At 40.1% G+C, this 25,306-nt stretch carries 23 protein-coding genes; 9 read left to right on the top strand and 14 right to left on the bottom strand.

Annotated features, from left to right (window positions below; genetic code table 11):
- Positions 1-140: 140 nt before the first annotated feature.
- Positions 141-1,421 carry an aspartate kinase gene (locus tag MST18_RS10270; RefSeq protein ID WP_078194395.1) on the top strand — a complete coding sequence of 427 codons (1,281 nt, stop codon included), beginning with the start codon at positions 141-143 and terminating at the stop codon, positions 1,419-1,421.
- A 248-nt stretch (positions 1,422-1,669) separates the two neighbouring features.
- Positions 1,670-1,924 carry a carbon storage regulator CsrA gene (gene csrA, locus MST18_RS10275; RefSeq protein WP_078189080.1) on the top strand — a complete coding sequence of 85 codons (255 nt, stop codon included), beginning with the start codon at positions 1,670-1,672 and terminating at the stop codon, positions 1,922-1,924.
- A gap of 92 nt (positions 1,925-2,016) precedes the next feature.
- Here the strand turns inward: csrA and rnhB are convergent, their stop codons facing one another.
- Complete coding sequence (gene rnhB / locus MST18_RS10280; RefSeq protein ID WP_180095066.1) at positions 2,017-2,586, bottom strand: ribonuclease HII; 570 nt, start codon at positions 2,584-2,586, stop codon at positions 2,017-2,019.
- 93 nt (positions 2,587-2,679) lie between these two features.
- A complete protein-coding gene (locus MST18_RS10285) occupies positions 2,680-3,069 on the bottom strand; it encodes a hypothetical protein (RefSeq protein ID WP_180133555.1) in 390 nt (129 codons plus the stop codon).
- Between the two features lie 212 nt (positions 3,070-3,281).
- Between MST18_RS10285 and MST18_RS10290 the strand changes: the two genes are divergently transcribed.
- Positions 3,282-3,839: a cytochrome b gene (locus MST18_RS10290; protein WP_180133556.1), complete on the top strand. Its 558-nt coding sequence runs from the start codon at positions 3,282-3,284 to the stop codon at positions 3,837-3,839.
- A 52-nt stretch (positions 3,840-3,891) separates the two neighbouring features.
- Here the strand turns inward: MST18_RS10290 and MST18_RS10295 are convergent, their stop codons facing one another.
- The 4 genes from MST18_RS10295 to yaaA form a co-directional block, all read right to left on the bottom strand.
- Positions 3,892-4,266 carry a hypothetical protein gene (locus MST18_RS10295; protein ID WP_078194399.1) on the bottom strand — a complete coding sequence of 125 codons (375 nt, stop codon included), beginning with the start codon at positions 4,264-4,266 and terminating at the stop codon, positions 3,892-3,894.
- Between the two features lie 56 nt (positions 4,267-4,322).
- Positions 4,323-5,324, bottom strand: coding sequence for an adenosine deaminase (locus MST18_RS10300; RefSeq protein WP_180133557.1), 1,002 nt, complete (start codon positions 5,322-5,324; stop codon positions 4,323-4,325).
- A gap of 66 nt (positions 5,325-5,390) precedes the next feature.
- The gene (locus tag MST18_RS10305; protein WP_111885323.1) at positions 5,391-6,713 is read right to left on the bottom strand and encodes an NCS2 family permease; all 1,323 of its coding nucleotides are present in this window, start codon (positions 6,711-6,713) and stop codon (positions 5,391-5,393) included.
- A gap of 955 nt (positions 6,714-7,668) precedes the next feature.
- A complete protein-coding gene (gene yaaA, locus MST18_RS10310; RefSeq protein WP_180020851.1) occupies positions 7,669-8,451 on the bottom strand; it encodes a peroxide stress protein YaaA in 783 nt (260 codons plus the stop codon).
- 125 nt (positions 8,452-8,576) lie between these two features.
- Between yaaA and MST18_RS10315 the strand changes: the two genes are divergently transcribed.
- Together MST18_RS10315 and MST18_RS10320 are read left to right on the top strand one after the other, a co-directional pair.
- Positions 8,577-9,203 carry an alpha/beta hydrolase gene (locus tag MST18_RS10315; RefSeq protein ID WP_111885325.1) on the top strand — a complete coding sequence of 209 codons (627 nt, stop codon included), beginning with the start codon at positions 8,577-8,579 and terminating at the stop codon, positions 9,201-9,203.
- Positions 9,204-9,485: 282 nt separating this feature from the next.
- A complete protein-coding gene (locus MST18_RS10320) occupies positions 9,486-10,010 on the top strand; it encodes a hypothetical protein (protein ID WP_180133558.1) in 525 nt (174 codons plus the stop codon).
- Positions 10,011-10,094: 84 nt separating this feature from the next.
- Here the strand turns inward: MST18_RS10320 and MST18_RS10325 are convergent, their stop codons facing one another.
- The 4 genes from MST18_RS10325 to pheA form a co-directional block, all read right to left on the bottom strand.
- Positions 10,095-10,466 (bottom strand): hypothetical protein, encoded by a 372-nt coding sequence (locus MST18_RS10325; RefSeq protein ID WP_078194409.1) that lies wholly within the window; start codon positions 10,464-10,466, stop codon positions 10,095-10,097.
- A gap of 112 nt (positions 10,467-10,578) precedes the next feature.
- Positions 10,579-12,828, bottom strand: a complete 2,250-nt coding sequence (locus MST18_RS10330; RefSeq protein ID WP_180133559.1) for a bifunctional prephenate dehydrogenase/3-phosphoshikimate 1-carboxyvinyltransferase — start codon at positions 12,826-12,828, stop codon at positions 10,579-10,581.
- Positions 12,829-12,831: 3 nt separating this feature from the next.
- Entirely contained in the window at positions 12,832-13,923 is a 1,092-nt protein-coding gene (hisC, locus tag MST18_RS10335) for a histidinol-phosphate transaminase (RefSeq protein ID WP_180133560.1), read from the bottom strand.
- 69 nt (positions 13,924-13,992) lie between these two features.
- Positions 13,993-15,102 (bottom strand): prephenate dehydratase, encoded by a 1,110-nt coding sequence (pheA, locus tag MST18_RS10340; RefSeq protein ID WP_078194414.1) that lies wholly within the window; start codon positions 15,100-15,102, stop codon positions 13,993-13,995.
- Between the two features lie 572 nt (positions 15,103-15,674).
- Between pheA and MST18_RS10345 the strand changes: the two genes are divergently transcribed.
- A complete protein-coding gene (locus MST18_RS10345; protein WP_180122645.1) occupies positions 15,675-16,205 on the top strand; it encodes a DJ-1/PfpI family protein in 531 nt (176 codons plus the stop codon).
- A gap of 127 nt (positions 16,206-16,332) precedes the next feature.
- On the opposite strand, the gene MST18_RS10350 is transcribed toward MST18_RS10345, so the two are convergent.
- Positions 16,333-17,475, bottom strand: coding sequence for an acyl-CoA dehydrogenase family protein (locus tag MST18_RS10350; protein WP_111885331.1), 1,143 nt, complete (start codon positions 17,473-17,475; stop codon positions 16,333-16,335).
- A gap of 170 nt (positions 17,476-17,645) precedes the next feature.
- Positions 17,646-18,992: a dicarboxylate/amino acid:cation symporter gene (locus MST18_RS10355; RefSeq protein ID WP_078194416.1), complete on the bottom strand. Its 1,347-nt coding sequence runs from the start codon at positions 18,990-18,992 to the stop codon at positions 17,646-17,648.
- A gap of 408 nt (positions 18,993-19,400) precedes the next feature.
- Here MST18_RS10355 and MST18_RS10360 point away from each other — a divergent pair, with 408 nt between their 5' ends.
- On the top strand, positions 19,401-20,399 hold the full coding sequence (locus MST18_RS10360) for a glycosyl transferase family protein (RefSeq protein ID WP_180103177.1): 999 nt from the start codon (positions 19,401-19,403) through the stop codon (positions 20,397-20,399).
- 91 nt (positions 20,400-20,490) lie between these two features.
- Here the strand turns inward: MST18_RS10360 and MST18_RS10365 are convergent, their stop codons facing one another.
- The gene (locus MST18_RS10365; protein ID WP_078189099.1) at positions 20,491-20,757 is read right to left on the bottom strand and encodes a YeaC family protein; all 267 of its coding nucleotides are present in this window, start codon (positions 20,755-20,757) and stop codon (positions 20,491-20,493) included.
- A 2-nt stretch (positions 20,758-20,759) separates the two neighbouring features.
- A complete protein-coding gene (locus MST18_RS10370; RefSeq protein WP_078189100.1) occupies positions 20,760-21,698 on the bottom strand; it encodes an NAD(+) kinase in 939 nt (312 codons plus the stop codon).
- 152 nt (positions 21,699-21,850) lie between these two features.
- On the opposite strand from MST18_RS10370, the gene mrcB reads away from it, so the two are divergent.
- Both mrcB and MST18_RS10380 read left to right on the top strand, forming a co-directional pair.
- Complete coding sequence (gene mrcB / locus MST18_RS10375) at positions 21,851-24,244, top strand: penicillin-binding protein 1B (RefSeq protein WP_180133561.1); 2,394 nt, start codon at positions 21,851-21,853, stop codon at positions 24,242-24,244.
- A 76-nt stretch (positions 24,245-24,320) separates the two neighbouring features.
- The gene (locus tag MST18_RS10380) at positions 24,321-24,803 is read left to right on the top strand and encodes a tetratricopeptide repeat protein (RefSeq protein ID WP_078194433.1); all 483 of its coding nucleotides are present in this window, start codon (positions 24,321-24,323) and stop codon (positions 24,801-24,803) included.
- The last annotated feature ends 503 nt before the right edge of the window (positions 24,804-25,306 follow it).

Consider the following 25,306-nt stretch of genomic DNA (forward strand, 5'->3'; position numbering starts at 1 on the left):
AGACACAAAGTATCTATTTGAACTCCTCCTACCTTGGAGTTCATGAGCTACGTGGTATATTAAAATCGCGCTGAAGTGCGGTCTTAAAATATGTGTAAGTGCTTTAAGTCTTTAGACTTATTTACTTGGTAAGGATAGTTATGGCATTAATCGTTCAAAAATATGGCGGTACCTCAATGGGTACTCCAGAGCGCATTTTAAATGTTGCTCGTCGTGTAAAGCGTTGGCATGATCACGGTCACAAAGTTGTGGTTGTTGTATCTGCAATGAGTGGCGAAACCAATCGTCTACTTGCTTTAGCGAAAGCCATTACCGAAACCCCTGATCCACGCGAATTAGACCAAATGGTGTCTACGGGTGAACAGGTAACGATTTCTATGTTAGCAATGGCACTTAACTCTATTGGTGTTGAAGCTAAATCACTTACAGGCCGTCAAGTCGGTATTAAAACCGACAGCGCATTTACCAAGGCGCGTATTGAAGCGATTGATACGGATGTATTGACTTCAAACCTTGACGCTGGACGTGTCATTGTAGTGGCAGGTTTCCAAGGCTTTGATGCCGAAGGTAACACTACGACTCTAGGTCGTGGTGGTTCTGACACTTCGGGTGTTGCCTTGGCAGCTGCACTTAAAGCTGATGAATGTCAGATTTACACAGACGTTGATGGTGTTTACACCACTGACCCTCGTGTCGCTCCAAAAGCGAAAAAAGTTGATCGTATTTCTTTTGAAGAAATGCTTGAAATGGCATCACTTGGTTCTAAAGTCCTTCAAATTCGCTCTGTAGAATTTGCCGGTAAATACCAAGTGCCTTTACGCGTATTATCAAGTTTTGATAATGACGATGATGGCGCATTCGACGAAAACTTTAAACAAAACGTCGGGACACTAATCACCACTGAAGCGGAAGACAACATGGAACAACCAATCATCTCAGGTATCGCGTTCAACCGTGATGAAGCTAAATTAACTATTCTTGGTGTACCGGATAAACCAGGTATCGCTTCAAACATCCTTTCACCAATTGGTGATGCCAATGTTGAAGTGGATATGATTATCCAAAACGTTGAAGAAGACGGCACAACTGATTTCACATTTACAGTTAACCGTAGTGAATTATCAAAAGCGAAAGCCATTCTTGAAGCGACTGCACAAGAAATTGGTGCACGTGAAGTTGCAACTCGCGCGGACATCGTAAAAGTATCGATTGTAGGTGTTGGTATGCGCTCACACGCAGGTGTTGCAAGCAAAATGTTTACTGCTCTTGCAAAAGAAGGCATTAATATTTTGATGATTTCGACTTCTGAAATCAAAATTTCAGTGATTATTGATGAGAAATACTTAGAGCTTGCTGTACGTGCTCTACACACTGCATTCGGTCTAGACCGTGAAACAGGTGAATCAAGCGCACGTGCTTAATTAACCTTGCTGTGTGTCAAAATTTGTCATTGTTAGACAGATTTTGAAAAACATCGTAAAAATTCAGAGCCACTATAGTTTTTTTTATAGTGGCTCTGTTATATTAAACCTGAGGATTTTAAAATTTACTCAGTTTGCGACTGTCACAATGATTGTTTCAGATGCACTGCTAAATTTTTTGCTTTTACAAGTTATGAATTTTACATAACAGATCATTTGCAGGTTTTGCATTTTGCAAGGAGAGAAACATGCTGATTCTGACTCGTCGTGTCGGAGAAACATTAATGATTGGAGACCAAGTTAGCGTGACTGTACTTGGTGTTAAAGGTAATCAGGTTCGTATTGGCGTGAATGCTCCAAAAGAAGTATCTGTTCATCGTGAAGAAATTTACCAACGAATTCAACATGAACGCGCAATGCACGAACATCTCCAAAACATTGATCAAGAATATCAGCCATCTTTTGAAGAAACTGATTATTCCCAAAATAACTATAATCGCTAAGATTTAAGTTGTTTAAATCATAAAGCGGCTCATTAGGCCGCTTTAAATTTATCTAGAACATGCTTTTACTATAGACGTTCAACTAAGCTTTATTACTGCCCTTCTAGAACTTTACGGACTGGGCCAAAACTGCGGCGATGTTCATCAATTACCCCATACTGCGCAATCGCTTCGAAGTGCGCTTTGGTTGGATAGCCCTTGTGTTTCGCAAAACCGTACTGTGGATATTTTGCATCTAGTTCAACCATTTCATGGTCTCGAGTCACTTTTGCCAAAATACTCGCAGCCGAAATCTCTGGATGAATCGCATCTCCGCCTACCACAGCATCACAGCTCATCGCTAAACCAGCTGGGACTTTATTACCATCGACCAGCACGTGTTCTGGCTGTACATTGAGTTTTTCCACTGCACGACGCATTGCAAGTAATGATGCCTGCAAAATATTGATCTCATCAATTTCTTGTGCAGAACTTTCAGCAATCGCCCAAGCCAAGGCTTTTTCTTGAATCTCAATAAATAACTTTTCACGTTTTTTTTCAGTGAGTTTCTTAGAATCGTTTAAACCTTCAATCGGGTTATTTGGATCTAAAATGACAGCTGCCGCAACAACCGAACCCACCAATGGACCGCGACCCGCTTCATCTGCACCAGCAATTTTCATATATCTCTCACTCAAAATAAAATACGACCCTTAATTTGGATTTGCTAATACTCAGCAATACCAATGTCTGGGTCGTATAGATTGTTCTAAATCTCATTTTTTAAATGTTTCGATCACGCAAGCATTTAAAGTATTTGTCACAATTTTAGCCGCAAGATTTGCTTGTGAAGTTTTATCCATTGCTGCTACAACCAAATCCGTTGCAGTCACGCTAGTTGTCGCTTTCTCGCCTACACATGAACACACTTCAGTTTGTAGTTCAGATTTTTGAGTTTCTGTTAATAGTTTTGAACCTGTTTTCCAGTAGCTGTTGTTATTTAGCTCAGTCACGCATTTTGCTTGAACACCTACTTTAACAGCCATCATTGCCAAGCTGTTTGCTGAAGTTGTACCTGTAGATGTACTTGTACCTGTTGTACCAGTCGCAGCACATGCAGAAAGTACAAGCGCTAATGGCGCTAGAACAGCAACTAATTTTTTCACGAATATTTCCTTTGTTCTGTTAATTAACGCGCATATTGTGCCCCAAATCACACACCATCTGATATGACTATTTAAAATAAATTCGGTAGTTGTGTAGTTAATCATCAAAGCCTGTGTTGCATATTCACAACACAGTGTCCCGATTTTAAACGACGCATATTTTTGTGGTCTGTATTAGAATCTGCATAAGATTGGACGCTTAAATAATCAACATGAGCAATAACACACAATACTACACTCGAACAGCTCAGGTCTTACATTGGCTGATGGCGATCATATTCATCGTGGCATGGTTAATTGGCTTTTATAGTGGCAATTTTCTGAGTTATGACGTCGATGGCAGCTTTAAAGGGCAAGTCATTACCCTCCATAAAAATATTGCGACTACGATTATTTTTTTGGTGGTGATACGAATCTTTTGGCGCTATACCCACCCTGCACCAGAATTACCTGACAGCATGTCATCCGGCATGAAAACTTTGGCACATTTGGGTCATTTAGCACTGTATTTTGTACTACTGGCTTTACCTATTACAGGTTGCTTATTTAGTTGGAGCGCAGGTCACCCGGCCCCTGTCCTGTATTTGTTTGAAATACCACGCTTGGTCCAAGATAATCCTGAATTATTAGCCATCGTGAAACCGCTACATATTTGGATTTCTTGGGCAGCAGGCTTGCTCTTAGTCGGTCATATTTTGGCAGCACTGAAACATCATTTTATTGATAAAGACCATGTGCTCAAAAGCATGACACGACAACCAAAACCCTAACAAAGACAAAATAAAAGCCACATTATGTGGCTTTTATTGTGAGCATCATCTTTTAATTCAGCACTTGCTGAGCACAGCCACGCATACTATTCAAAACCGCTTTAGAAATCAGTTTATTCTTTTCAGTTTCATTCACTGCAGCAGTCATCAGATCTTTCGCACCGATATCATCCATAGCATGCTCACTCACGCACTGACAAATCGCAGCTTGATTGTCTTTTTTCTGTTGAGCACTCATAAACAACGCAGCACCTTTCCAAATTTTAGAACTATTTAACTCTTGCGAGCATTGATATTCAATCACGGGCTTTAGCATACGCTGACTTAAACTTGATTTATCTGCAATAGCAGCCGATGAAATCAATACTACGGCTAAAAATGTAATCGATGAGGCAAATATAGAGCGATTTGAATGAGAGAAAAGCATGATTTAAACATAAAAAAGGCAGTGAATATTCACTGCCTGAGATTATACGCTGATTATTAATTCAACGCTTCAATCTTTTTAATCCAAGTTTGTTTTTCCGCATCTGAAATAAATGATGCTTCAAAAGAGTTAATTGCCAGTTGCTTTAACTCTGCATTGCTTAGATCAAGCGCTTTGGTGATCGCAATAAAGTTATCATTCATATAGCCACCAAAATAAGATGGATCATCTGAATTGACGGTCACATGCACACCTTGTTGCAATAGTCGGCGAATATTATGCTCAGCCATATCTTTTACCACACAAAGTTTTAAATTACTCAGCGGGCAAACTGTTAATGGCATTTTCTCTGCAATTAAACGCTGCATTAAGGCTGGATCTTCTTCTGAACGTACACCATGGTCAACACGATTTACTTTCAGTAGATCCAAGGCTTCCCATACGTATTCTGCTGGACCTTCTTCCCCTGCATGCGCAACGATAAGAAAACCTGCTTCACGTGCTTTGGCAAAAACACGTTCGAATTTTGATGGCGGATGCCCCACTTCACTCGAATCTAAACCGACACCAATAATTTGATCTTTATATGGCAAAGCCTGTTCTAGAGTTGAAAATGCTGCATCTTCAGATAAATGACGTAAGAAACACATAATCAGATGTGAGCTAATGCCCAGTTTTACTTTGGCATCATTACAAGCGCGTTGTAAGCCATTCAAAACAGTTTCAAAAGCAACGCCACGGTCTGTATGGGTTTGTGGGTCGAAGAACATTTCGGTATGAACCACATGATCTTCTGCACATTTTTCAAAGTATGCCCATGCCAAATCATAAAAATCTTGCTCATGAATCAGTACATTTGCACCTGCATAATAAATGTCTAAAAAAGACTGTAAATTATGGAAGTTATACGCTTCTTTTAATTCTTCGACTGACTGATAAGGAATTGCAATATTGTTGCGTTGGGCAATTGCAAACATGAGTTCAGGCTCAAATGTCCCTTCAATATGCACATGTAGCTCTGCTTTTGGCAAAGCGCGAATCAGCTCAAGTTGATCCATCTTTTATCCTCATAAAAATAAAAAAGGGTGCAAACTGAGTTTACACCCTTTCGCTATTTGACAGTATTAACCGCCAAATGCAGCAAATTTTAATGCCCAAAGTGCAGCAATAATCCAGACCATATACGGTACAGTTTTCGCTTTACCTGTAAGCAATTTAACTAATGCATAGCTGATGAAGCCCATTGCAATACCGTCTGCAATTGAATAAGTAAACGGCATAAATACAATTGTTAAAAATGCTGGGACTGCTTCAGTAATGTCATCCCACTCAATATGAACGATACCTTGAATCATCAACACACCAACAAACAACAATGCTGGCGCAGTTGCAAAACCTGGTACTGACTGAGCAAGTGGTGCTAAGAACAATGCCAAAATAAACAATACAGCAACTACAACTGCAGTTAAACCTGTACGACCACCGGCAGCAACACCTGCTGATGATTCAATATAAGGCGTAGTTGATGACGTACCCAATGCCGCACCCGCAACAATTGCAGATGAGTCAGCAAATAATGCTTTCTTCAAACGTGGTAATTTACCGTCTTTTAATAAACCTGCACGGTGTGATACACCGACCAATGTACCTGTAGAATCAAATAAATCGACCAAGAAGAATACAAAGATCACGCCAATCAAACTTGCGGTGAATAGACCTTCGAAGTTCATTTGCATGAATGTTGGAGCGATTGAAGGAATAGCACCTACAACACCTTTAAATTCGTTGAAGCCCAGCAGGGTTGAAATTGCAGTAATCACCAAAATACTGATGATGATTGCACCACGTACTTTAAAGTGATGCATAACCACAACCATCAAGAAGCCCAGTAAAGCTAACAAGACAGACGGCTGTTTTAAATCACCCAGACTAACCAATGTTGCAGGGTTATCAACAATAATGCCGGCATTTTTCAAAGAAACCAGCGCAAGGAATAAACCAATACCGCCACCGATCGCCAGTTTAAGCGACATTGGAATCGCATTGACAATCGCTTCACGGATTTTGAACATGCTGATAGCGATAAAAACAAGGCCAGAGACAAATACAGCTGCTAAAGCAGTTTGCCATTCCACGCCCATACCCAAACATACAGAATAGGTAAAGTAAGCGTTTAAACCCATACCCGGTGCTAAGGCAATTGGATAGTTAGCAACAAGACCCATCACCAAACAGCCAATGGCTGCTGCTAAACAGGTTGCGACAAAAACAGCGCCATGATCCATACCCGTTTCGGACAAAATCATTGGATTGACAATAATGATGTAACACATTGTCAAAAAAGTAGTTACACCTGCAATGACTTCTGTTTTGAAACTGGTTTTGTTTTCGCTCAGTTTAAACAGACGTTCAAGCATGTTCTCGGAAGATGGATTAGGAGTCGTCATGACCTAGCCCCTATGAAGTAAACTTTATGCATATAAGCATTCCACAAAATTAATCATGTGATGTATTCATCATTAATTTTGTGTATGCCTAAGCAACGAATATGCCAATTCGGCAGATTGTAGACTTTAAAAAATCCTATTTTCAACAGCATACAACACAGTACAAATGTTGAAATTTGCAAACAAAAAAGCTGCATAAACCTATGCAGCTCCTCTATTTATGTCATTTAATTCGTATTTAATATCAATAAATACTGATCAAATTAATTTCGGCAAATTATAACACATTGATTTTTTAATGTTTCCACATTTTCATCGCTTTTCAATTTAGTAAATTTAAGACATTGTTTTATTTATAAAGTTTCAAATTATTATATGTAAAAATAAAATATCAATATTTAGACGAACTCTTCAAGATCATGCTTGAGCTCAATTCAAAAGCAGCAAGATTGATTTTTTTTAGCGCATATAAGGTGATGCGTTCAAATCATCATTGAACACCTGATTAATTTCTTGCTGTCGCTTTAACTCTGCATTTTTATAAACACTAAACCCTAAGAACACAATGCTGAGTATAAAAATTGGTATCAGTATTTTTTTCATAACAAAATTTTATTCATGTTTAAATATTTGGCTATAATAACAAAAAACTTAAACAAAAAAGTGACGTATTTCACAATTTTATATCTTATTAAGTCATTTAATAAGCTATTTGTTCAATCAATGTTAACTTTGTAATATATTTTAGACTGACAGACAAGATAATCGCTGAATGATTTTTCGAATCCTTTTCCGCAAAAAGCTTCAAATCATAGATCATTTCACATACGAAATTTAAAGCACCATCAATTTCACAGCCCCACCATTAAATCTCGAATGAAGAAGATAAAAAACCGCTGACTTCAAGGCAGCGGCTATACATATTCTTTTCAGTCTAAGCTTTTCAATTTCGAAATTAAGCGGCTTGTTGTTCATCTCGCTTAAAGACCAATTCACCCTTTAAGCTACTCTCTGCATCGAAATAATAACCATCGGTATTGAACGACTTGATATCTTCAATACGTTCAATTTTATTTTCCAACAAATAACGCGCCATTAGGCCACGTGCTTTTTTGGCATAGAAGCTGATGACTTTATATTTGCCGTTCTTTTGATCGAGAAAAACAGGCTTGATGATTTCGGCTTTGATTTTTGATTCTTTGACCGATTTATAGTATTCATCTGAAGCAATGTTGACCAAAAGTTCAGAGCCGGCTTTTTCCAAATCGTCATTGATGAGATTGGTGATGGTATTGTCCCAAAACTCGTATAGGTTATGTCCACGTGGATTTTGCAGCTTGGTCCCCATCTCTAAACGATATGGCATCATTAAATCCAGTGGACGCAATAAACCATAGAGACCCGAGAGCATACGCAAATGGGTTTGTGCATATTCAAGGTCTGAGTTTGTAAGTTTATAAGCATCTAAACCGGTATATACATCACCTTTAAAGGCAAAGATTGCTTGGCGTGCATTGGCAAAATCAAAATCAGGCTGCCAATCTCGGAAGCGCTCAACATTTAAAGTCGCAATTTTCTCACTGACACTCATCAAGCTTGAAATTTCACTTGCCGACAATTTACGTGCGACTGAGATTAATTCTTCAGAATGATCTAATAGCCGTGGTTGAGTGAATTTTTCAGTCGGTAAAGCGGTTTCGTAATCTAAAGTTTTTGCTGGAGAAATTAAAGCGAGCATAAACATCCTGATTAATTTTTAATTAAACAAACTATAACAGTAGAGTATTTTCAAATCCAATCTGTGTTTTTGATAAACATAATCTGTAAACTATGCGACTCTCCCGCTTTCACATTTTAGTCATTATGTCAGAACAACTGTTCATTCAAGGGCCTGTTGGTCAGCTTGAAATTTTTGTTGATTATCCACAGGGTGAAGTGAAAGGATTCGCGGTAGTTACACACCCTCACCCATTGCAAGGTGGCACACCACAGCACAAAGTACCTGTGCTATTAGCGCAAATGTTCTTAGAACGTGGCTATGTTGTTTATCGCCCAAGTTTCCGTGGTTCTGGCCAAAGTGCAGGAATACATGACGAAGGCAATGGTGAAACTAAAGACACTATGCAAGTCATTGAATTTGCTCGCAACCAACATCCGAACCTGCCATTTTATGCAGGCGGTTTTAGTTTCGGTGCAAATGTCATGACTAAATGCTATGCCCTTTTGCCTGTAGAATTACAGCCTGTACAGACTATTTTATGCGGTCTACCAACCACAACAGTTGCAGGTGTACGTCACTATGTGACACCACATATTAAGGGTGATATTTTATTTATTCATGGTGAAGAAGATAATGTCACACTGTTATCTGACTTGATTCAATGGGCCAAACCACAGCGCCATTTAATCACGGTTTTACCAGGTGCAAACCACTTCTTTACAGGTTATCTCAAACAGCTTCGTATCGCGATCTCACGCTTTTTAGTATAAAAAATACAAAAAAAATGAGTCAGCTTAACTGGCTCATTTTTCTTGCCTAGCGAACGCTCTATTCCCCCAATATTCCAGATAAACTGAACTACTCGCTTGTCGAGTTATCCATTTTTTTGCATTAGTGATCACAATTCGTTCAACATGTAATGACTTAAGCCTATGCTCGTTTAATTTTGATTACGCCTCAATTTTTTATCTAAAAACCAATTATTTACTTGTTTAAATAATCAACTACAGAAATAATACCCAGAAAAATTAAGATAAAATTTAGAGGGAAAAATGAAATTTATTGTTGCTGTGATTTTAAGTCTAAGCATTGCAGCTTTGGTCTATTATTTTAATTCACCCCCATCCACAACGACAAATTTGCCAGCGTCTACGGTTGCTGCGAACGATGGTCCCAAAGCCTATTTGACTGCGTCATACAAGATGAATGTCGATGGTCGTGATTTTAGCTTAAAAATGGTCTACGACTTTCCCAACAGCCAAGTGTGTGAAGCCCAACTCAACAGCACTGACACCATGAATATGATTTCAACCTTTAAGCAACGCTGTTCAAGTGACTCGGTGTGTAAAGAAGCTGAAATTTCGTCTTGTTCATCTTTTACCGATCAAAAATATAAAGATATGCTCGATAAAAAATATCATGACACTCATTATATTTACCTTAGCGATAGCAAATTGACTGATCAACGTGGTGTGATCGTGTTTTGGGGACTCAATGAACAAGAGTCAGAAAAAATGTGTGACTATGTGAAAAAAAGCAATCGAACTATTAATCCTATCAATATTGAATGTCTATAACGTTGTTCGATACATTCCGTTAAAAAATAAAAAAGCAGCACTATGCTGCTTTTTTATAGATGATTTTTAATTCAATTTTTCAGTTCATTTCGTCATTTGTTTCCATTGAAACTCACTATACGAGTCTTCTTCTTTTAAACTGTTTTCGACCGCTTGAGCCAATTGATTCAATAAACTTTGCTCAGTAATACGATCTAACCAATCTTGGTCTTCATCTGGATAAGAGGTAATTTCACAGACTAGACGACCGGATTCATCCTGCCCCTGACATGTCACTGAAAGTGGCAATTCATGTTGATCGACACTGACTGCAATCTGATCACCACTTTGCGATAACGTTTGAAAGCCATAACGCTCTAATTTATTTGCCAATAATTCAGCAACCTGAGTTTGCGTATCAGCACTGCTTTCAACTCGATTTGAATCGCTATGGGCGGTGAATTGTAGTTTTCTCATGTATCTATCCAAAGACATTCTTGTTGTATGGTTTTAGCATAAGCAATTAAAACCAAACAGCCAAGCATTTGCTTGGCTGTTGTTGAATAAATATACAAATTTAGTGAATTATTTATTCACTTACCGCAATCGTTAAACCGGCTTGAGTCGCTAGCTCTGTAAATGTCGGGAAGCTGGTCGCAACAGTTTCTGTACCCACGATATTAATTTCACCCGAAGTACGTAAACCTGCCATTGAGAAGCTCATTGCAATACGGTGGTCATGATGTGATTCGATTTGACCACCTGTGAAGATTGCACCCCACTCACCCGCTTTGCCTTGACCTTCAATGATAATGCCGTCCTCGGTTGGCGTACAATCGATACCCATAATTTTTAGGCCATCTGCCATCACTTGAATACGATCCGACTCTTTCACTCGAAGTTCAGCTGCACCAGTCAAAATGGTTTGACCCTCTGCACATGCAGCAGCAATAAATAACGCTGGGAATTCATCAATCGCCAATGGCACTTGATCTTCTGGCATATGAATGCCTTTGAGTGTACGTGAACCACGAATACGAATATCGGCAATCGGCTCACCGCCAGCGATACGTTCATTTTCAACAGTCAGGTCAGCACCCATCTGTTTTAAAATTTCGATCACACCTGTACGTGTTGGATTAATGCCGACCGCTTCAAGTGTGACATCTGAACCTTCAGTAATCGCTGCACCCACCATAAAGAATGCTGCAGATGAAATATCAGAGGGTACTTGAATGTCCGTACCGACTAACTTGCCGCCACCTTGAAGTGAAATGCGGTTGCCTTCTGTTTTCACGTCATAACCAAATGCACGAAGCATACGCTCTGAATGGTCACGTGTCGGTTCTGGCTCAGTGACAACAGTTTCACCTTCCGCCCAAAGACCTGCCAACAAAATACCAGATTTTACTTGTGCAGATGCCATAGGTAAGTCGTAGTGAATACCTTTAAGGTTTTGACTTCCAGAAATAGACACGGGCGGCGTACCACGCTCACCTGTGGTTTGAATTTGCGCACCCATTTCACGTAATGGTTTTGCAATACGTTCCATTGGACGTTTTGATAATGACGCATCACCCGTCATCACCGAATCAAACTTCTGTGCCGACAACATGCCTGAAAGCAAACGCATTGAAGTGCCTGAGTTACCCATATACAAAGCGCCTGCAGGAGCTTTTAAACCATGCATACCTACACCATGAATGGTGACTTCGCCGTTTTTAGGACCTTCAATACTCACCCCCATATCGCGGAATGCTTGGAGAGTTGCCAAGGCATCTTCACCTTCAAGGAAACCCGTGACATGCGTTGTGCCTTCTGCAATAGCACCAAACATGATAGAGCGATGTGACACAGATTTATCACCTGGCACAGTAAATTTACCTTGGAATTGCTTTGGACCCGGTAAAATTTTGAATTGCTGTGTCGTCACTTTATTTTTCTCCATCAGTGGTTTCTTTGCGAGCATGTGATTGAAATGTTGACGTGCCGCTTGTGCATGCCCCAACAGTCCCATCAACGCTTGTGAATTTTCATCTTCAATCAGTTTGCGAAGAATAGCCAATTGTTTTTCAAAGCCATCTACCGCATTTAAAATTGCCTTTTTATTGGCAAAAAAGATGTCATGCCACATATGTGGGTCGCTTGCAGCAATGCGTGAGAAATCACGAAAACCGCCAGCGGCATAACGGAAAATATCTAAATTGTCTTCTCGGTTCGCGAGTTGCTCAACCAAGTTAAATGCCATCAAATGCGGAAGGTGACTGGTATGGGCCAACACTTCATCGTGTTTTTCCACATCCATGCAAATTACTTCCGCTTTGGCAGCTTGCCACAATTGAATTAGTTTCTCTACAGCCCAATCTGCACTGCTTGGTAAAGGTGTCAAAATCACTTTGTGATTAGCAAATAAATCTACCTTACCTGCATGCACACCTGTTAGTTCAGCCCCAGCAATCGGATGCCCCGGTACAAAACCAGCAGGTAATTGCTCACCATAGACGGCTTTCGCTGCATCAACGACATTGCCTTTGGTACTCCCAACATCGGTAATAATCGTCTGTTCGGATAGATAAGGCTTGATCGCTTCAAGGACTTTTTGTGTCGCACGTACAGGCAAAGCCAAGACAACGAGATCTGCACCTTTGACCGCTTCAGCAGGATCGCTATAACCCTGCTGAATAAGCCCTAAAGCTTTTGCATCTTCTAAAGTTTTTTGTGAACGCGTAGACGCTACAATTTCCTTAGCCAAATCTTCAGCAATCATGACACGAGCTAGGCTTGAGCCAATCAGCCCAAGCCCAATAAAAGCAACTTTTTCAAATAGTGGCACAGACATAACTTAAGCTTTAGCCTCTAAGCCCAAAACTTTAGCCAATGCCGCTAAGAATTTAGCATTTTCAGCTTCAGTCCCAATTGATACACGTAAATGCTCAGGGATACCAACTGGACGAACAATCACACCTTCTTTTAATAAAGCATTGAAAGTCTGTGCAGGATCTGCTTTTACATTTACTAAAATGAAGTTGGCACGTGAAGGCACATACGCTAAACCTAAGGCATCAAAGCCTGACTCAAGTTGAGCCATACCCGCTTTGTTCACTACGCGTGATTTTTCAATAAATGCTTCATCTTTAAGTGCAGCAACTGCAGCCACCATCGCAAGATGGTTTACGTTAAATGGTTGACGAATACGATTGAGGAAATCCGTCACTTCAACTGAAGCCAAGGCAAAACCAACACGTAAGGCAGCCAAGCCATAACATTTTGACATGGTACGGCTAACAATTAAGTTTGCGTATTGATCTAAGAATTTCAAGCTGTTGAAGTTTTCTGGGAAATATTCCACATAAGCTTCATCTAAAACCACGATCACATTTGCAGGTACTTTTTGCATGAACGCTTCAAATTCAGCTTCTTCAAACCATGTACCTGTTGGATTATTTGGGTTAGCAATAAAAATCAATTTAGTATTGTCTTTAATTGCCGCAGCCATTGCATCTAGGTCATGTGAAAAACCTTTTGCAGGCACTTCAATCGCTTCAGCATTAATGGCTTGTGTCACCAGACCATACACAGCAAATGCGTGTTGGCTATACACCACAGAGTCTTTCTCTGAAACAAAAGCACGAGCGAAAATTTCTAGAAGATCGTTTGAACCATTACCTAACGTAATGCGGTCATGTGCAATACCAAATTGTTTTTCAACTTGGTCTTTCAAAATAAAACCGCCACCATCCGGATATCGACCAATTTCTGCAAGTTCAGCAGCAACAGCTTCTTTCACTTTGTCAGAACAACCCAATGGGTTTTCATTTGATGCGAGTTTTACGATATCTGTAATACCCAACTCACGCTCAAGTTCACTAATTGGTTTACCTGGTTGGTAAGGCTTTAGCTTTGCAATGCCTTCATTGGCTGGGACAAACGTCATTTTACACTTCCAGTTTTTTCAAATGATGAAGGTGATCAACTCCTGATGGAATTGATCACAGTTGTGATCTTAAAGAACAGCAATCGGATATGAACCCAATACACGAATTTCTTTTACTAACGGACGAATTTCTTCAATTGCCGCTTTCACGTTTTCTTGCTCAACATGACCTTCCAAGTCCACAAAGAATACATAAGCCCATTTTTCTGGTAATGCAGGACGTGTTTCGATACTTGTTAAGCTAATATTATGCTTGGCAAACGGTGCAAGAATTTCAAGTAATGCCCCCGCACGGTCATGCGCAGAAATCAACAATGAAGTTTTATCATTGCCCGATTGTGGCACTTTCTCACGACCAATCACCAAGAAACGAGTAGTATTTTCAGGATTGTCTTCAATATTGCTATGCAAAATTTCAAGGTTGTAAATGTTCGCAGCGACTTCAGAAGCAATTGCTGCTGAGTGCCATTCATTGCGAATACGGCGTGCAGCTTCTGCATTTGAACTGAGTGCAACACGTTCTACACCCGGATAATGTGCATCTAACCAACCACGGCATTGCGCCAAAGTTTGTTGATGAGCATAAATTTGTTTAATGCTGTCTTTACGTGTGTTTTCAGACACTAGGAACTGGTGATGAATACGCAGCTCCACTTCACCAATAACATTCAGATGTGAAGATTTGAAGCAATCTAGGGTGTGGTTCACTACACCTTCAGATGAGTTCTCTACAGGCACAAGACCATAGTGCGCACTGCCTGCTTCTACTTCGCGGAATACTTCATCAATCGTTGGAAGAGGGCGAACAACAGCGTCTTGACCGAAATGTTTTAAAACAGCCGAATGCGTATAAGTTCCGACTGGACCTAAAAACGCAATACTTTGCGGTGCTTCAAGAGCTAAACATGCCGACATGATCTCACGGAATAAACGCGCCATAGTCACATCAGACAATGGGCCTTCGTTACGATCCATAACTTTACGTAAAACTTGCGCCTCACGTTCAGGACGATAAAACAATGGATTCTCTTCTGCAGCAAATTTTGCTTTTGCCACAGCTTCAGCTAGTTTCGCACGACGGTTGATAAGTTGTTGAATCTGCATATCAACAGAGTCGATATCTTCACGAATTTGAGCTAAGTCCAGAGAAGTCGGAGTGTTTTGATCATCGTTGATCATTGTTATGTCGCCCTTCAAAAAAATTTTGCAAACAGTATAACAATAGTTAGCTTTCAAATGTTGCGCAATACGACTTTGATGGTTTCAGCCTTAAAAACATACAGTTGATTAAAGCTTCATCAGCTTAACTTAAGAGCTAAAACAGCCAAACTGATAGCTAAAGCCTTAATTGAGGCAAATCTTACCTTTTGACGGTTTTATTGATCATTCATCTTGAGCAGCACAATAAATAGACCTTCTCTTTTCCTCCAAATTTGCATCAGATCCATCCCCTTGTATAAGCCCATCAATCAGTTTATTTCATTGGTCATTTCAGTTTTAAATTTTGCTCTCAATACCTGTAGCAAAATAAAAAATTCTAAACTTGGTTTTCATGGCATAGAAATAATTTAAAACTTAAAGATGATCTATATAAACACTTGGTCATTGATCGTTTTTTCAGTGACTTAATAGGCACTTTCATCTAATGTTTACAGTCATTGACGCATTTATTACAAAAGACACAGGTAATTTTTATCATGGCTTTGTAGTCTAAATATCAGAAAAAAAATAACAGACCCATAGGTACAAGTATGCACAAGAAAATTGCAGTGTTAGTGACCTACGATTTTGAAGATATTGAGTACCTTGAGCCTGTGGAGGCCTTTCGAGCCGCTCGGCACAGCATTATCAATATCGAAGATCAGGTTGGAAAAATTGTTTACGGTATTAAACGCCGTTCCCAGATCACCATTGACCAAAGTATCGACGATGCCTCTGTGCATGATTTTGATGCCTTGTTTATTCCCGGCGGTTATTCCCCAGAGAAACTCTCTTTAGATGACCGTTTTATCTATTTTGTACGTAATTTTGCAGATAGCCAAAAGCCGATCTTGAGCAGTTGCCATGGTCCACAGTTGTTATTAGAAGCTGGTGTCATACAAGGTCGTCATTTCGCCCAATCTGAAACGCTAAAATCTGCTTTACTAAACGCAGGTGTGATGGTGTCGGATCAATCGGTCGTGAATGATAATAACCTGTATATATCATCTCGCAGTACTTTAGATACGCCTGAATTTATCGAAGTCTGTCTGCAAGTTTTGGGGCAACCGTCATTATCATAGATTTCAATATATTCACTTACACTCAACCGCATAATCTAATTCAAACACGCAAATCTGTAGAAATACATCGTCAAAAAAATAGCGAAGTCGTCACTTCGCTATTTTAATTTTCAGCCTGATAATTTTTTTATCGACCTAAAATACTTCGTGCCACGATTTCTTTCATAATTTCATTGGTGCCACCGTAGATTTGCTGAATACGTGCATCGACAAAGAAACGTGAAATTGGATATTCGGTCATATAACCATAGCCACCAAATAATTGAAGTAGATTATGGGCCACTTTCATTTGCATATCGGTAGAAAAGCTCTTGAGTGCTGCTGCAGTTTCAACATCAAGTTTGCCTTGCATATAAAGTTCAACATTTTGATTATAAAATGCCGCTGTAGCCAATTCGTCAATCTTAGCCTGTGCCAAGACAAAACGAGTATTTTGGAACTGTCCGATCGCCTGTCCGAACGCTTGTCGCTCTTTAACATACTGCGTTGCCACATCAATGGAACCACGAATCGCACCAATTGCAGTCGAAGCAATTGCGGTACGTTCTCGCGGTAACTCTTGCATCAAGTAAGCAAAGCCTTGTCCAGCCTGTCCCAAAAGTTGCTCTTTTGGCACTTTAACATTGTCATAAAACAATTCAGAAGTGTCTTGCGCATGCAGTCCAATTTTGTCGAGGTTAGTGCCCTTCTTAAATCCATCCAAATGTGTATCGACTAAAAGTAATGACACGCCCTTGGCACGTGCTTGCGGATCGGTTTTCGCAGCCAATACCACAAGGTCTGCATGTTGACCATTTGAGATAAAGGTTTTCGAACCGTTGAGAAGATAATAATCACCCTGCAAAATTGCACTACTGCGCATAGACTGTAAGTCCGAACCTGCACCCGGCTCTGTCATACCAATAGCACCGACAACTTCACCCGTGACCATTTTCGGTAACCAATATTGTTTTTGTTCTTCTGAACCAATGTGCAAAATATAAGGCGCTGCAATTTCAGAATGGCATGAAATACCTGTCGATAATGCACTAAAACCTGCTCGCGCAGATTCTTCGACTAGCATCAGTGAATAATGCGTTGGGACGCCATAGCCGCCATATTCTTCAGGCACATCCACACATAAAAAGCCATTTTCACCCAAAGCATTCCATACTGAACGCGGCATAATGCCTTCACGTTCCCATTGCTCATAATGTGGTGCGACATGCTCTGCCATAAAACGGCGAAAGTTATCTCGAAATAATTCTAAGTCTGCATCATAAGCCAGCATGTGTTTCTTCCTTGGTTGAGTTTGTTGTTTTGTTGAGCTTCATCCTATTGCAGTTTAGAACAGCCGTCATGCCTAAAAACTAAAGCGTTCAAATTTGGCTTTGGGCTTACATAAAAAAAGGAAGCCGAAGCTTCCTTTTTAATTACATCTTTTACATCACAGCATCAGCGTTATGCGTGATGTGCATTGCCTTCTTCTTGCATCTGACGGTCAATTTCTTCAGGGTTTGCCAAAGCAAAATCCAGTTTTTCTTTGTCTAATTGACCCACCCATTTCGCAACCACAATCGTTGCCAAAGAGTTACCTACAAGGTTCGTTAATGCACGTGCTTCTGACATGAAACGGTCAATACCAAGAATTAATGCCAAACCTGCAACAGGAATATGACCCACAGCAGACAATGTTGCAGCCATCACAATAAAGCCTGAACCCGTCACACCCGCAGCACCCTTAGATGAAATGAGTAGAACCAATAACAATGTGATCTGATGCGAAATATCAAGCGGTGTATTGGTCGCTTGTGCAATAAAGATTGCTGCCATGGTCAGGTAAATAGACGTACCATCTAGGTTAAATGAATAACCTGTTGGAATAACAAGGCCCACTACAGATTTTTCTGCACCAGCAAGTTCGAGTTTTTTCAACATACGTGGCAGTACAGATTCAGAAGAAGACGTACCCAGTACGATCAGTAACTCTTCGCGAATCATGCGAATCATTTTCAAAATACTGAAACCGCAAATACGTGCAATTGAGCCAAGTATAATGAAAATAAACAGCAAACATGTGATATAGAAGCAGATGATCAATTGACCCAATTGCGCCAAACTACCAATACCATATTTACCAATGGTATAAGCCATCGCACCGAAAGCACCAATTGGTGCAAGCTTCATGATCATGTTTACAATGTTAAAGAATACATGTGCAATTTGATCAATAAACTTCAATACAGGCTTACCTGCATCACCAAGTTTATGCAAAGCAAAACCAAATAATAAGGCAAATAATAGAACTTGAAGAATTTCACCCTCAGCAAACGCACCAACAACGGTGTTTGGGATGATATTCATAAAAAATTCTTGTGTAGATTGTGCTGCACCAGATTCAACATATTTAGAAATACCTGCAGTATCTAAAGATGCTGGATCTACGTTCATGCCCACACCTGGTTTTGCAATATTAATCACTGCAAGACCAATAATGAGTGCGATGGTCGAAACGATTTCGAAGTATAGTAAAGCGACCCCACCTGTCTTACCCACAGATTTCATGCTTTCCATGCCTGCAATACCACTTACCACGGTACAGAAGATCACAGGTGCAATAATCATTTTAATTAGCTTAATGAAACCTTGTCCTAGTGGATAGAACAATTCACCCCAGCCTTTTACGTATTGCTCGGTACCATTGATAATTTGCGTACCACTTGGTGAGAAATGACCCACCAATACACCCGCAATAATGGCAACGATCACTTGAAAATATAGTGACTTATAAATTGGTTTTTTAGCCATGACATTACTTCACGATATATTTCTGCTTCAAAGAAATATTCAGTTTTTGTCTATTTTCAAAAAATAAACAGCCCAAAACCCCTTTGTCTTCGACAAAAGAGCACCAAAGCTATTTGACTTAGCCAAATACAGAAAAACGAAATATGTATGGTGATTAAATAATCACATCAGGACCTGATATAAAATCAGCACATTGATCAGGAGATGAAACGCATACTAAAGTAGGTTAAATTTTACCTGTTTTTTAATGGCTTGTTCTGCCACAAATGTTAATTTCGGTTAAATAATAGACCGAGATCATTAGACTATAGTCTAAAGACTGCATTTTTTACGCTCATTATTAGGCTGAAAAATACCAACTATAGAAGTAAACTATCCTTAAGTCCTAATTTTAAGCCCAGTATTTGCATGAACAATAAACGAAATATTTACAAAGATTTTGAACATCCATTTGCGCAATTTGTCCGTATCGTGGGTAAAGGCAAAAATGGTGCACGTTCGCTTACTTATGATGAAGCCTACCAAGCATTCAACATGATCTTAAAAGATGAGGTTTTGGACGTTCAATTGGGTGCTTTCTTGATGTTATTGCGTGTAAAAGAAGAGTCAGTCGATGAACTCACTGGCTTTGTCCAAGCCACACGTGATCAACTCAAGTTTAAAAAGCTAGATGTCGATTTAGATTGGTCATCTTATGCAGGTAAACGCAAACATTATCCTTGGTTTTTATTAGCAGCATTAACGCTGGCAAAACACGGTTACAATGTCGTGATGCATGGGGCTTCAGGTCATACCATTAACCGCCTTTATACAGAACAAGTATTAGAGTATTTGGGTTTTCCTATTTGCCAAAATGACACAGATGTGGAAGAACAACTAATACAACGTCATTTTGCTTATATTCCGCTCGACGTCATTTCACCAATACTCAGTGATTTAATTTCACTGCGCAATGTGATGGGTTTACGTTCCCCAATTCACACCCTTGCGCGTCTGATAAATCCATTTAATGCCAAAGCCACCATGCAAGCTATTTTCCATCCAGCCTATCGTGGATCACACCAACGTGCGGCATTTCAATTGGGTTATCAAAATAGTGCTGTCATTAAGGGTGAAGGTGGTGAATTCGAACGTAACCCTGATGCAAAAACCTTAATTTGTGGCATCAAGGATGGTGAAATGTATGAGCATGAACTGCCTAAACTGACGGACAACCGTAGTCCAGTCGAAGAAGAACTTGATTTGGCCGTTTTTAAAGCCGTTTGGGACGGTCACCAGACACATGAATATGGTGAAATCGCGGTCACCGAAACCATGGGAATCGCACTGTATACCATGGGTGCCGTCGTAAGTTTTGATGAAGCAATGCAAACTGCCAAAACCATGTGGGCAAATCGTCACGCTTAAATAAGCAGATATGAAGCAACAAATTTAGGCATGCATCAGCTAATAAAAAAGCCAGCATTAAGCTGGCTTTTTCAATCAGAAAGAAAAAGGATTAAACGAAACGAATCGGCTTGAACTCAGGTTCTTCCACATGTGAGTCGCAATGCTCATCTTCTTCTTTAGTCCCGCGGTCGATATAACCACTACGCTCATCTTCTGGCAAATGTTTAATTTCCCATGCATAAACCGCTTGCATACAAATTTGACGTTGTTCTTGAGTCAGCGCTACACCATTTGGCCATTTACCAATTTCAATTGCCGTTTTTAATCGACCAACAATTTCAGGATCGAGTACGGCAAGCATCTGTTCAATATTCATAATTAATCCTGCTTTAATGAGTCAAAATCTTGGTTCCAGCCTAGCTTGGTACGACATGCCATATAGAAGTCATAACCAGGTGGATGTAATAAGTTGAGCTTAAATGGATGTTTGCGGATATGTAAACTATCGCCTACACCCAATGATACACTGTGTTGACCATCGGCACTGACCATTGGTAGAACACGATTTTCACGAATCAAAATTTTAATTTCGCTTTGTCCACCTACGACAATCGGCCGTGACGACAAAGTATGTGGATGCATTGGCACTAAGGCAATCGCATCCATACTTGGGTGGACAATCGGACCACCACCAGATAATGCATAAGCTGTAGAGCCGGTTGGCGTCGAAACAATTAAACCATCACTGTGTTGGCGGTATACATATTGCCCATCAATATTCAGTTCAAAGTCAATCATGTGTACCGATTTACCCGAGTGCAGCACAATATCATTTAAAGCCACAGCATCATAAATCGACTCGCCTTTCGAGCGAATTTCCATTTCCAACAAGAAACGTCGGTCTAGCTGAAACTCACCTTTGAGCACTTGATCTAACTTGAAAATCACTTCTGTCGGTTTGATATCGGTCAGGAAGCCCAAACGACCACGGTTCACCCCAATCACAGGGGTATTGTATTTCACCAAGGCACGTGCGGCATGAAGCAATGAACCATCACCGCCGACTACGATCACCAAATCGACAACTTCACCCAATAAATTACGGCTGACCGTCTGAGTATTATTGTAGGGAACCAGCTGCGCTGTTTGCGTATCAAATACAGGATGTAATCCCAAACTCAAAATATGATCGTGGATCAAACATAGGGTTTCGATCACTGATGATTTGTCTGGACGACCAATCAACCCAATGTTTCGAAATGATTTATGTGAAATTTGCACCTGCGCTTTTGCTCCGCTTCGCCTCATTGGTATCATATCACTAACAGAAATGATTTAAAAAAACTTTAAAGTTTCGACTTTAGTGAAGTAGCTTCCAATATTTTGCATACATATAACAGTTTAAATATTGCAAAATACTGAAAAGCTTCGCATGATTAGCAAAATTTCTCAGGGTTTTATCACTATTTATGAAGTCTGAACGTGGCATAGGCATAATTGCACTGATTTTTTCGCTGTTGATTATCGGCGGATTTCTCGTGTTCAGCATTTATCTTATTCGTCTAGATAATATTGTACGGGATAAATTCGAAGGTCAACGTTGGGATATTCCAGCTAAGGTATTTGCTCGTCCTTTAGAAATTTACACCAATGCGCCTGTAAGCCAAGCAGACCTCAACCAAGAACTGAAACTTTTGGGCTATAACGCTCAAGACAGCTATGCGAAAACGGGAAGTTACGTTACTTCTGGCAATGTAACCTATATCCATACGCGTGGTTTTGACTTTGGTGATAGTGTCGACCCTGAGCAAGTCCTTAAAGTGACCTTTGGTGAAGGTCAAATCACTGAAGTGAGTGCAACCAAGCCTTCAAGCAGTGGTATTGCCCGCTTAGAGCCGATGTTAATTGGTGGTATTTATCCTCAGCACAATGAAGACCGTGTGCTGATCAAACTTGATAAAGTGCCTAAGCCTTTAATCCAAGCTTTAATTGCTACAGAAGACCGTAATTTCTATCAGCATCATGGTATTTCCATTCGTGGTACAGCACGTGCCATCGTAAGTAATGTCACTGGTGGTAAACGTCAAGGTGGTTCGACCCTCACTCAGCAATTGGTGAAAAATTTCTATTTATCGCCTGAAAAAACCATTAAGCGTAAGGCCAATGAAGCCTTAATGGCGATGCTGATTGAACTCCACTATGACAAAGATGAAATTCTTGAAGCTTATTTAAATGAAGTGAACTTAGGTCAAAACGGTAATTATTCAATCAATGGTTATGGTTTAGCCTCACAATTCTATTTTGGTTTACCCCTACGTGAACTAAATATTGCTCAGCAGGCGTATTTAGTCGGTCTAGTTCAAGGCCCGACCCTATTTAATCCGTGGAAAAACCCTGAAGGTGCGATTAAACGCCGTAATATTGTGTTAAACAATATGGTGGTGATGGGCTATTTAACTCAGGAACAATATGAAACTGAGTCAGCACGTCCATTGAATGTCATTACAAAACCAACATTGGGCCCTTCTCGCTTCCCAGACTATATGGATATCGTGCGTCGTCAACTGCGTACTGAATACCAAGAAAGCGATTTGACCAATCAAGGTCTGCGTATTTTCACCGCGATGGATCCTATTGCTCAAACCCGTGTACAAACTGCATTTAAAGAATCTGTGGCGCGTTTAAGCAATGCCAATCCAGCACGTTTGAAAGAATTACAAGGCGCGGTATTGGTGTCTCATCCTGAAAATGGTGAATTGGTTTCAGCAGTCGGTTCAACGCAGGACTTTACCGGTTTTAACCGTACAATGGATGCTAAACGTCAAGTCGGTTCATTGCTAAAACCTGTGATTTACCTCAGTGCGATAGAATCCAACCGCTATAACTGGGCGAGTCAAATCGAAGACAGTCCGATCAGCATTCAAAGTGATGGCAAAGCTTGGACACCGAAAAACTATAGTGGTGGTGCACATGGTGTCGTATCAATGGTCGATGCCCTATCAAACTCTTATAACCTCTCTGCGGTACGCTTAGGTCAAGAGTTCGGTATGTCGACTTTTATTAACCATCTGAAAAAGTTTGGTGTGACTTCTAATATTCCAAACTACCCTTCGATTTACCTCGGTGCTATCGATATGTCACCGATGGAAGTGATGAGTGTCTATGGCAACTTTGCAACCGGTGGCTTCAAATATCCAGTGAAAGCTATTCGTTCAGTGGTCGATGCCAATGGTCGTTTATTAGATCGTTATAGCTTAACGGTACAACCGACTATTGCACCTGATGCTGCCTTTATCTTGAACTACGGTTTACAACAAGTGATGAGTTCAGGGACAGGCCGTTCTGCTTATGCATCATTACCCGCTTCACTTAAACTTGCAGGTAAATCAGGGACAACCAATGATACGCGTGACTCATGGTTTGCAGGTTATTCAGGTAATTACTTAAGTGTGGTTTGGTTAGGTTTAGACAACAACAAAGTTACAGGCTTAACTGGTTCGTCAGGAGCACTTCCGGTTTGGACCAATGTCATGAAGCAGTTACGTCAAAAACCAGTTAATTTACGTCAACCAGACAGCGTACAGTGGCATTGGTTAGACCGTTATTCAGGTAATTTATCTGCGCAGCATTGTACAGGTGCGATGTATATTCCTCTTTCGCGCAACTCCATTCCAAATCAAGCTACGGCATGTGGTTCGACACAATATGAAGTAGAACCTTACACAGTTGATACTGAAGAGACGCAGCCAACTCAGGAGCAAAATGATAGTTTAGGTGACTACATTCGTGAAAGTGATGTCGATAATGATCAGGGTTCATCTGATCAACCTCGCATCATCTCAAGTGGAGAGTATTCAAATTAAACTGCACAACATTAAAGTTTTAAAAACGTTCAGTATTCTGAGCGTTTTGACGATCATTTTGGCAGGTTGCCAAACCATGATCGAACCTGAGCAAAAGCCGCCTGCTGCACCTGAAAAAAAGGCAGATATCCATGACCCTTCTGGGGTCATTATTACTCCATATGACCATCCAGAAATTAAGCGTCAACGTATCGTTATTCCTGAGCAGAAAACCCAAATTCAAAAGTTTGATGATGGCCGCGACTTACCTGCATTCAAAAAATTGATGCAAACTACGCAAACCGCTTATGCCAATGGAAAATGGAATGAAGCTGAAAGTGCGGCAACTCAAGCACAGCGTTTGGCACCACAATCTGCGGAAACTTTTTTATATTTGGCAATGATCGCCAATCGAAAAAATCAACCTGCGAATGCAGAATCGTTGGCACTGCGCGGATTAAGCTATGCTCAAACCAAGCCAATGAAACAACAGCTTTGGAATGTTGTTTTAAAAGCTGGTCAAATGCAAAAGAAAAGCAGCACCATTCAAAAAGCCCAACAAGCCATCAAAGCTCTTTAAGCACCCATAAAAAAGCCTGATCTTAATTGAGATCAGGCTTTTTTATTCAAAACATACTAAAAGTAAGTTTATTTCTCATAGTTATTATTAAATAATGTTACGCAGTAACATCAGAAGCATAATTTGATCTAAATAAAAGTACGATACACGGTAACGTCATCCGCAAGTGTTTGAAACAAGACTACATCTATTTAAAAATGTTTGCGATACTTTGGATAAATTGACGCTAGTGAACGAGTTTTGTCAGTGAGGTGCATTGCACCGCAAGATGGTTTCCTTGTGAAGCACGCTTCTCATTTTGCCTAATGAGAAGCATCGTTTCGTAAGAGTACCTCCAGCCGAAGGCTAATCCCTTTACTCAATCTCTAGATTTAAGACTCCGTCGTATCGGTTTAAAAATCATTTTTAAAAATGCGTAATTATTTTTACGGGCGTAACATCAGTAAATAGCTTACAAATAGTAAGTCTATTTCTAACCAACCTTCACTGAATTTTACATAACA

Source organism: Acinetobacter sp. YH12068_T, assembly GCF_024606005.1.
Lineage (GTDB): Bacteria > Pseudomonadota > Gammaproteobacteria > Pseudomonadales > Moraxellaceae > Acinetobacter > Acinetobacter amyesii.

Bases quoted from the DNA above. Each gene is read 5' to 3' on its own strand.
- MST18_RS10270 (WP_078194395.1), top strand. From the start codon at position 141: ATGGCATTAATCGTTCAAAAATATGGCGGTACCTCAATGGGTACTCCA.
- csrA (WP_078189080.1), top strand. From the start codon at position 1,670: ATGCTGATTCTGACTCGTCGTGTCGGAGAAACATTAATGATTGGAGAC.
- rnhB (WP_180095066.1), bottom strand. From the start codon at position 2,586: ATGAAAATTGCTGGTGCAGATGAAGCGGGTCGCGGTCCATTGGTGGGT.
- MST18_RS10290 (WP_180133556.1), top strand. From the start codon at position 3,282: ATGAGCAATAACACACAATACTACACTCGAACAGCTCAGGTCTTACAT.
- MST18_RS10295 (WP_078194399.1), bottom strand. From the start codon at position 4,266: ATGCTTTTCTCTCATTCAAATCGCTCTATATTTGCCTCATCGATTACA.
- MST18_RS10300 (WP_180133557.1), bottom strand. From the start codon at position 5,324: ATGGATCAACTTGAGCTGATTCGCGCTTTGCCAAAAGCAGAGCTACAT.
- MST18_RS10305 (WP_111885323.1), bottom strand. From the start codon at position 6,713: ATGACGACTCCTAATCCATCTTCCGAGAACATGCTTGAACGTCTGTTT.
- yaaA (WP_180020851.1), bottom strand. From the start codon at position 8,451: ATGCTCGCTTTAATTTCTCCAGCAAAAACTTTAGATTACGAAACCGCT.
- MST18_RS10315 (WP_111885325.1), top strand. From the start codon at position 8,577: ATGTCAGAACAACTGTTCATTCAAGGGCCTGTTGGTCAGCTTGAAATT.
- MST18_RS10320 (WP_180133558.1), top strand. From the start codon at position 9,486: ATGAAATTTATTGTTGCTGTGATTTTAAGTCTAAGCATTGCAGCTTTG.
- MST18_RS10325 (WP_078194409.1), bottom strand. From the start codon at position 10,466: ATGAGAAAACTACAATTCACCGCCCATAGCGATTCAAATCGAGTTGAA.
- MST18_RS10330 (WP_180133559.1), bottom strand. From the start codon at position 12,828: ATGTCTGTGCCACTATTTGAAAAAGTTGCTTTTATTGGGCTTGGGCTG.
- hisC (WP_180133560.1), bottom strand. From the start codon at position 13,923: ATGACGTTTGTCCCAGCCAATGAAGGCATTGCAAAGCTAAAGCCTTAC.
- pheA (WP_078194414.1), bottom strand. From the start codon at position 15,102: ATGATCAACGATGATCAAAACACTCCGACTTCTCTGGACTTAGCTCAA.
- MST18_RS10345 (WP_180122645.1), top strand. From the start codon at position 15,675: ATGCACAAGAAAATTGCAGTGTTAGTGACCTACGATTTTGAAGATATT.
- MST18_RS10350 (WP_111885331.1), bottom strand. From the start codon at position 17,475: ATGCTGGCTTATGATGCAGACTTAGAATTATTTCGAGATAACTTTCGC.
- MST18_RS10355 (WP_078194416.1), bottom strand. From the start codon at position 18,992: ATGGCTAAAAAACCAATTTATAAGTCACTATATTTTCAAGTGATCGTT.
- MST18_RS10360 (WP_180103177.1), top strand. From the start codon at position 19,401: ATGAACAATAAACGAAATATTTACAAAGATTTTGAACATCCATTTGCG.
- MST18_RS10365 (WP_078189099.1), bottom strand. From the start codon at position 20,757: ATGAATATTGAACAGATGCTTGCCGTACTCGATCCTGAAATTGTTGGT.
- MST18_RS10370 (WP_078189100.1), bottom strand. From the start codon at position 21,698: ATGATACCAATGAGGCGAAGCGGAGCAAAAGCGCAGGTGCAAATTTCA.
- mrcB (WP_180133561.1), top strand. From the start codon at position 21,851: ATGAAGTCTGAACGTGGCATAGGCATAATTGCACTGATTTTTTCGCTG.
- MST18_RS10380 (WP_078194433.1), top strand. From the start codon at position 24,321: ATGATCGAACCTGAGCAAAAGCCGCCTGCTGCACCTGAAAAAAAGGCA.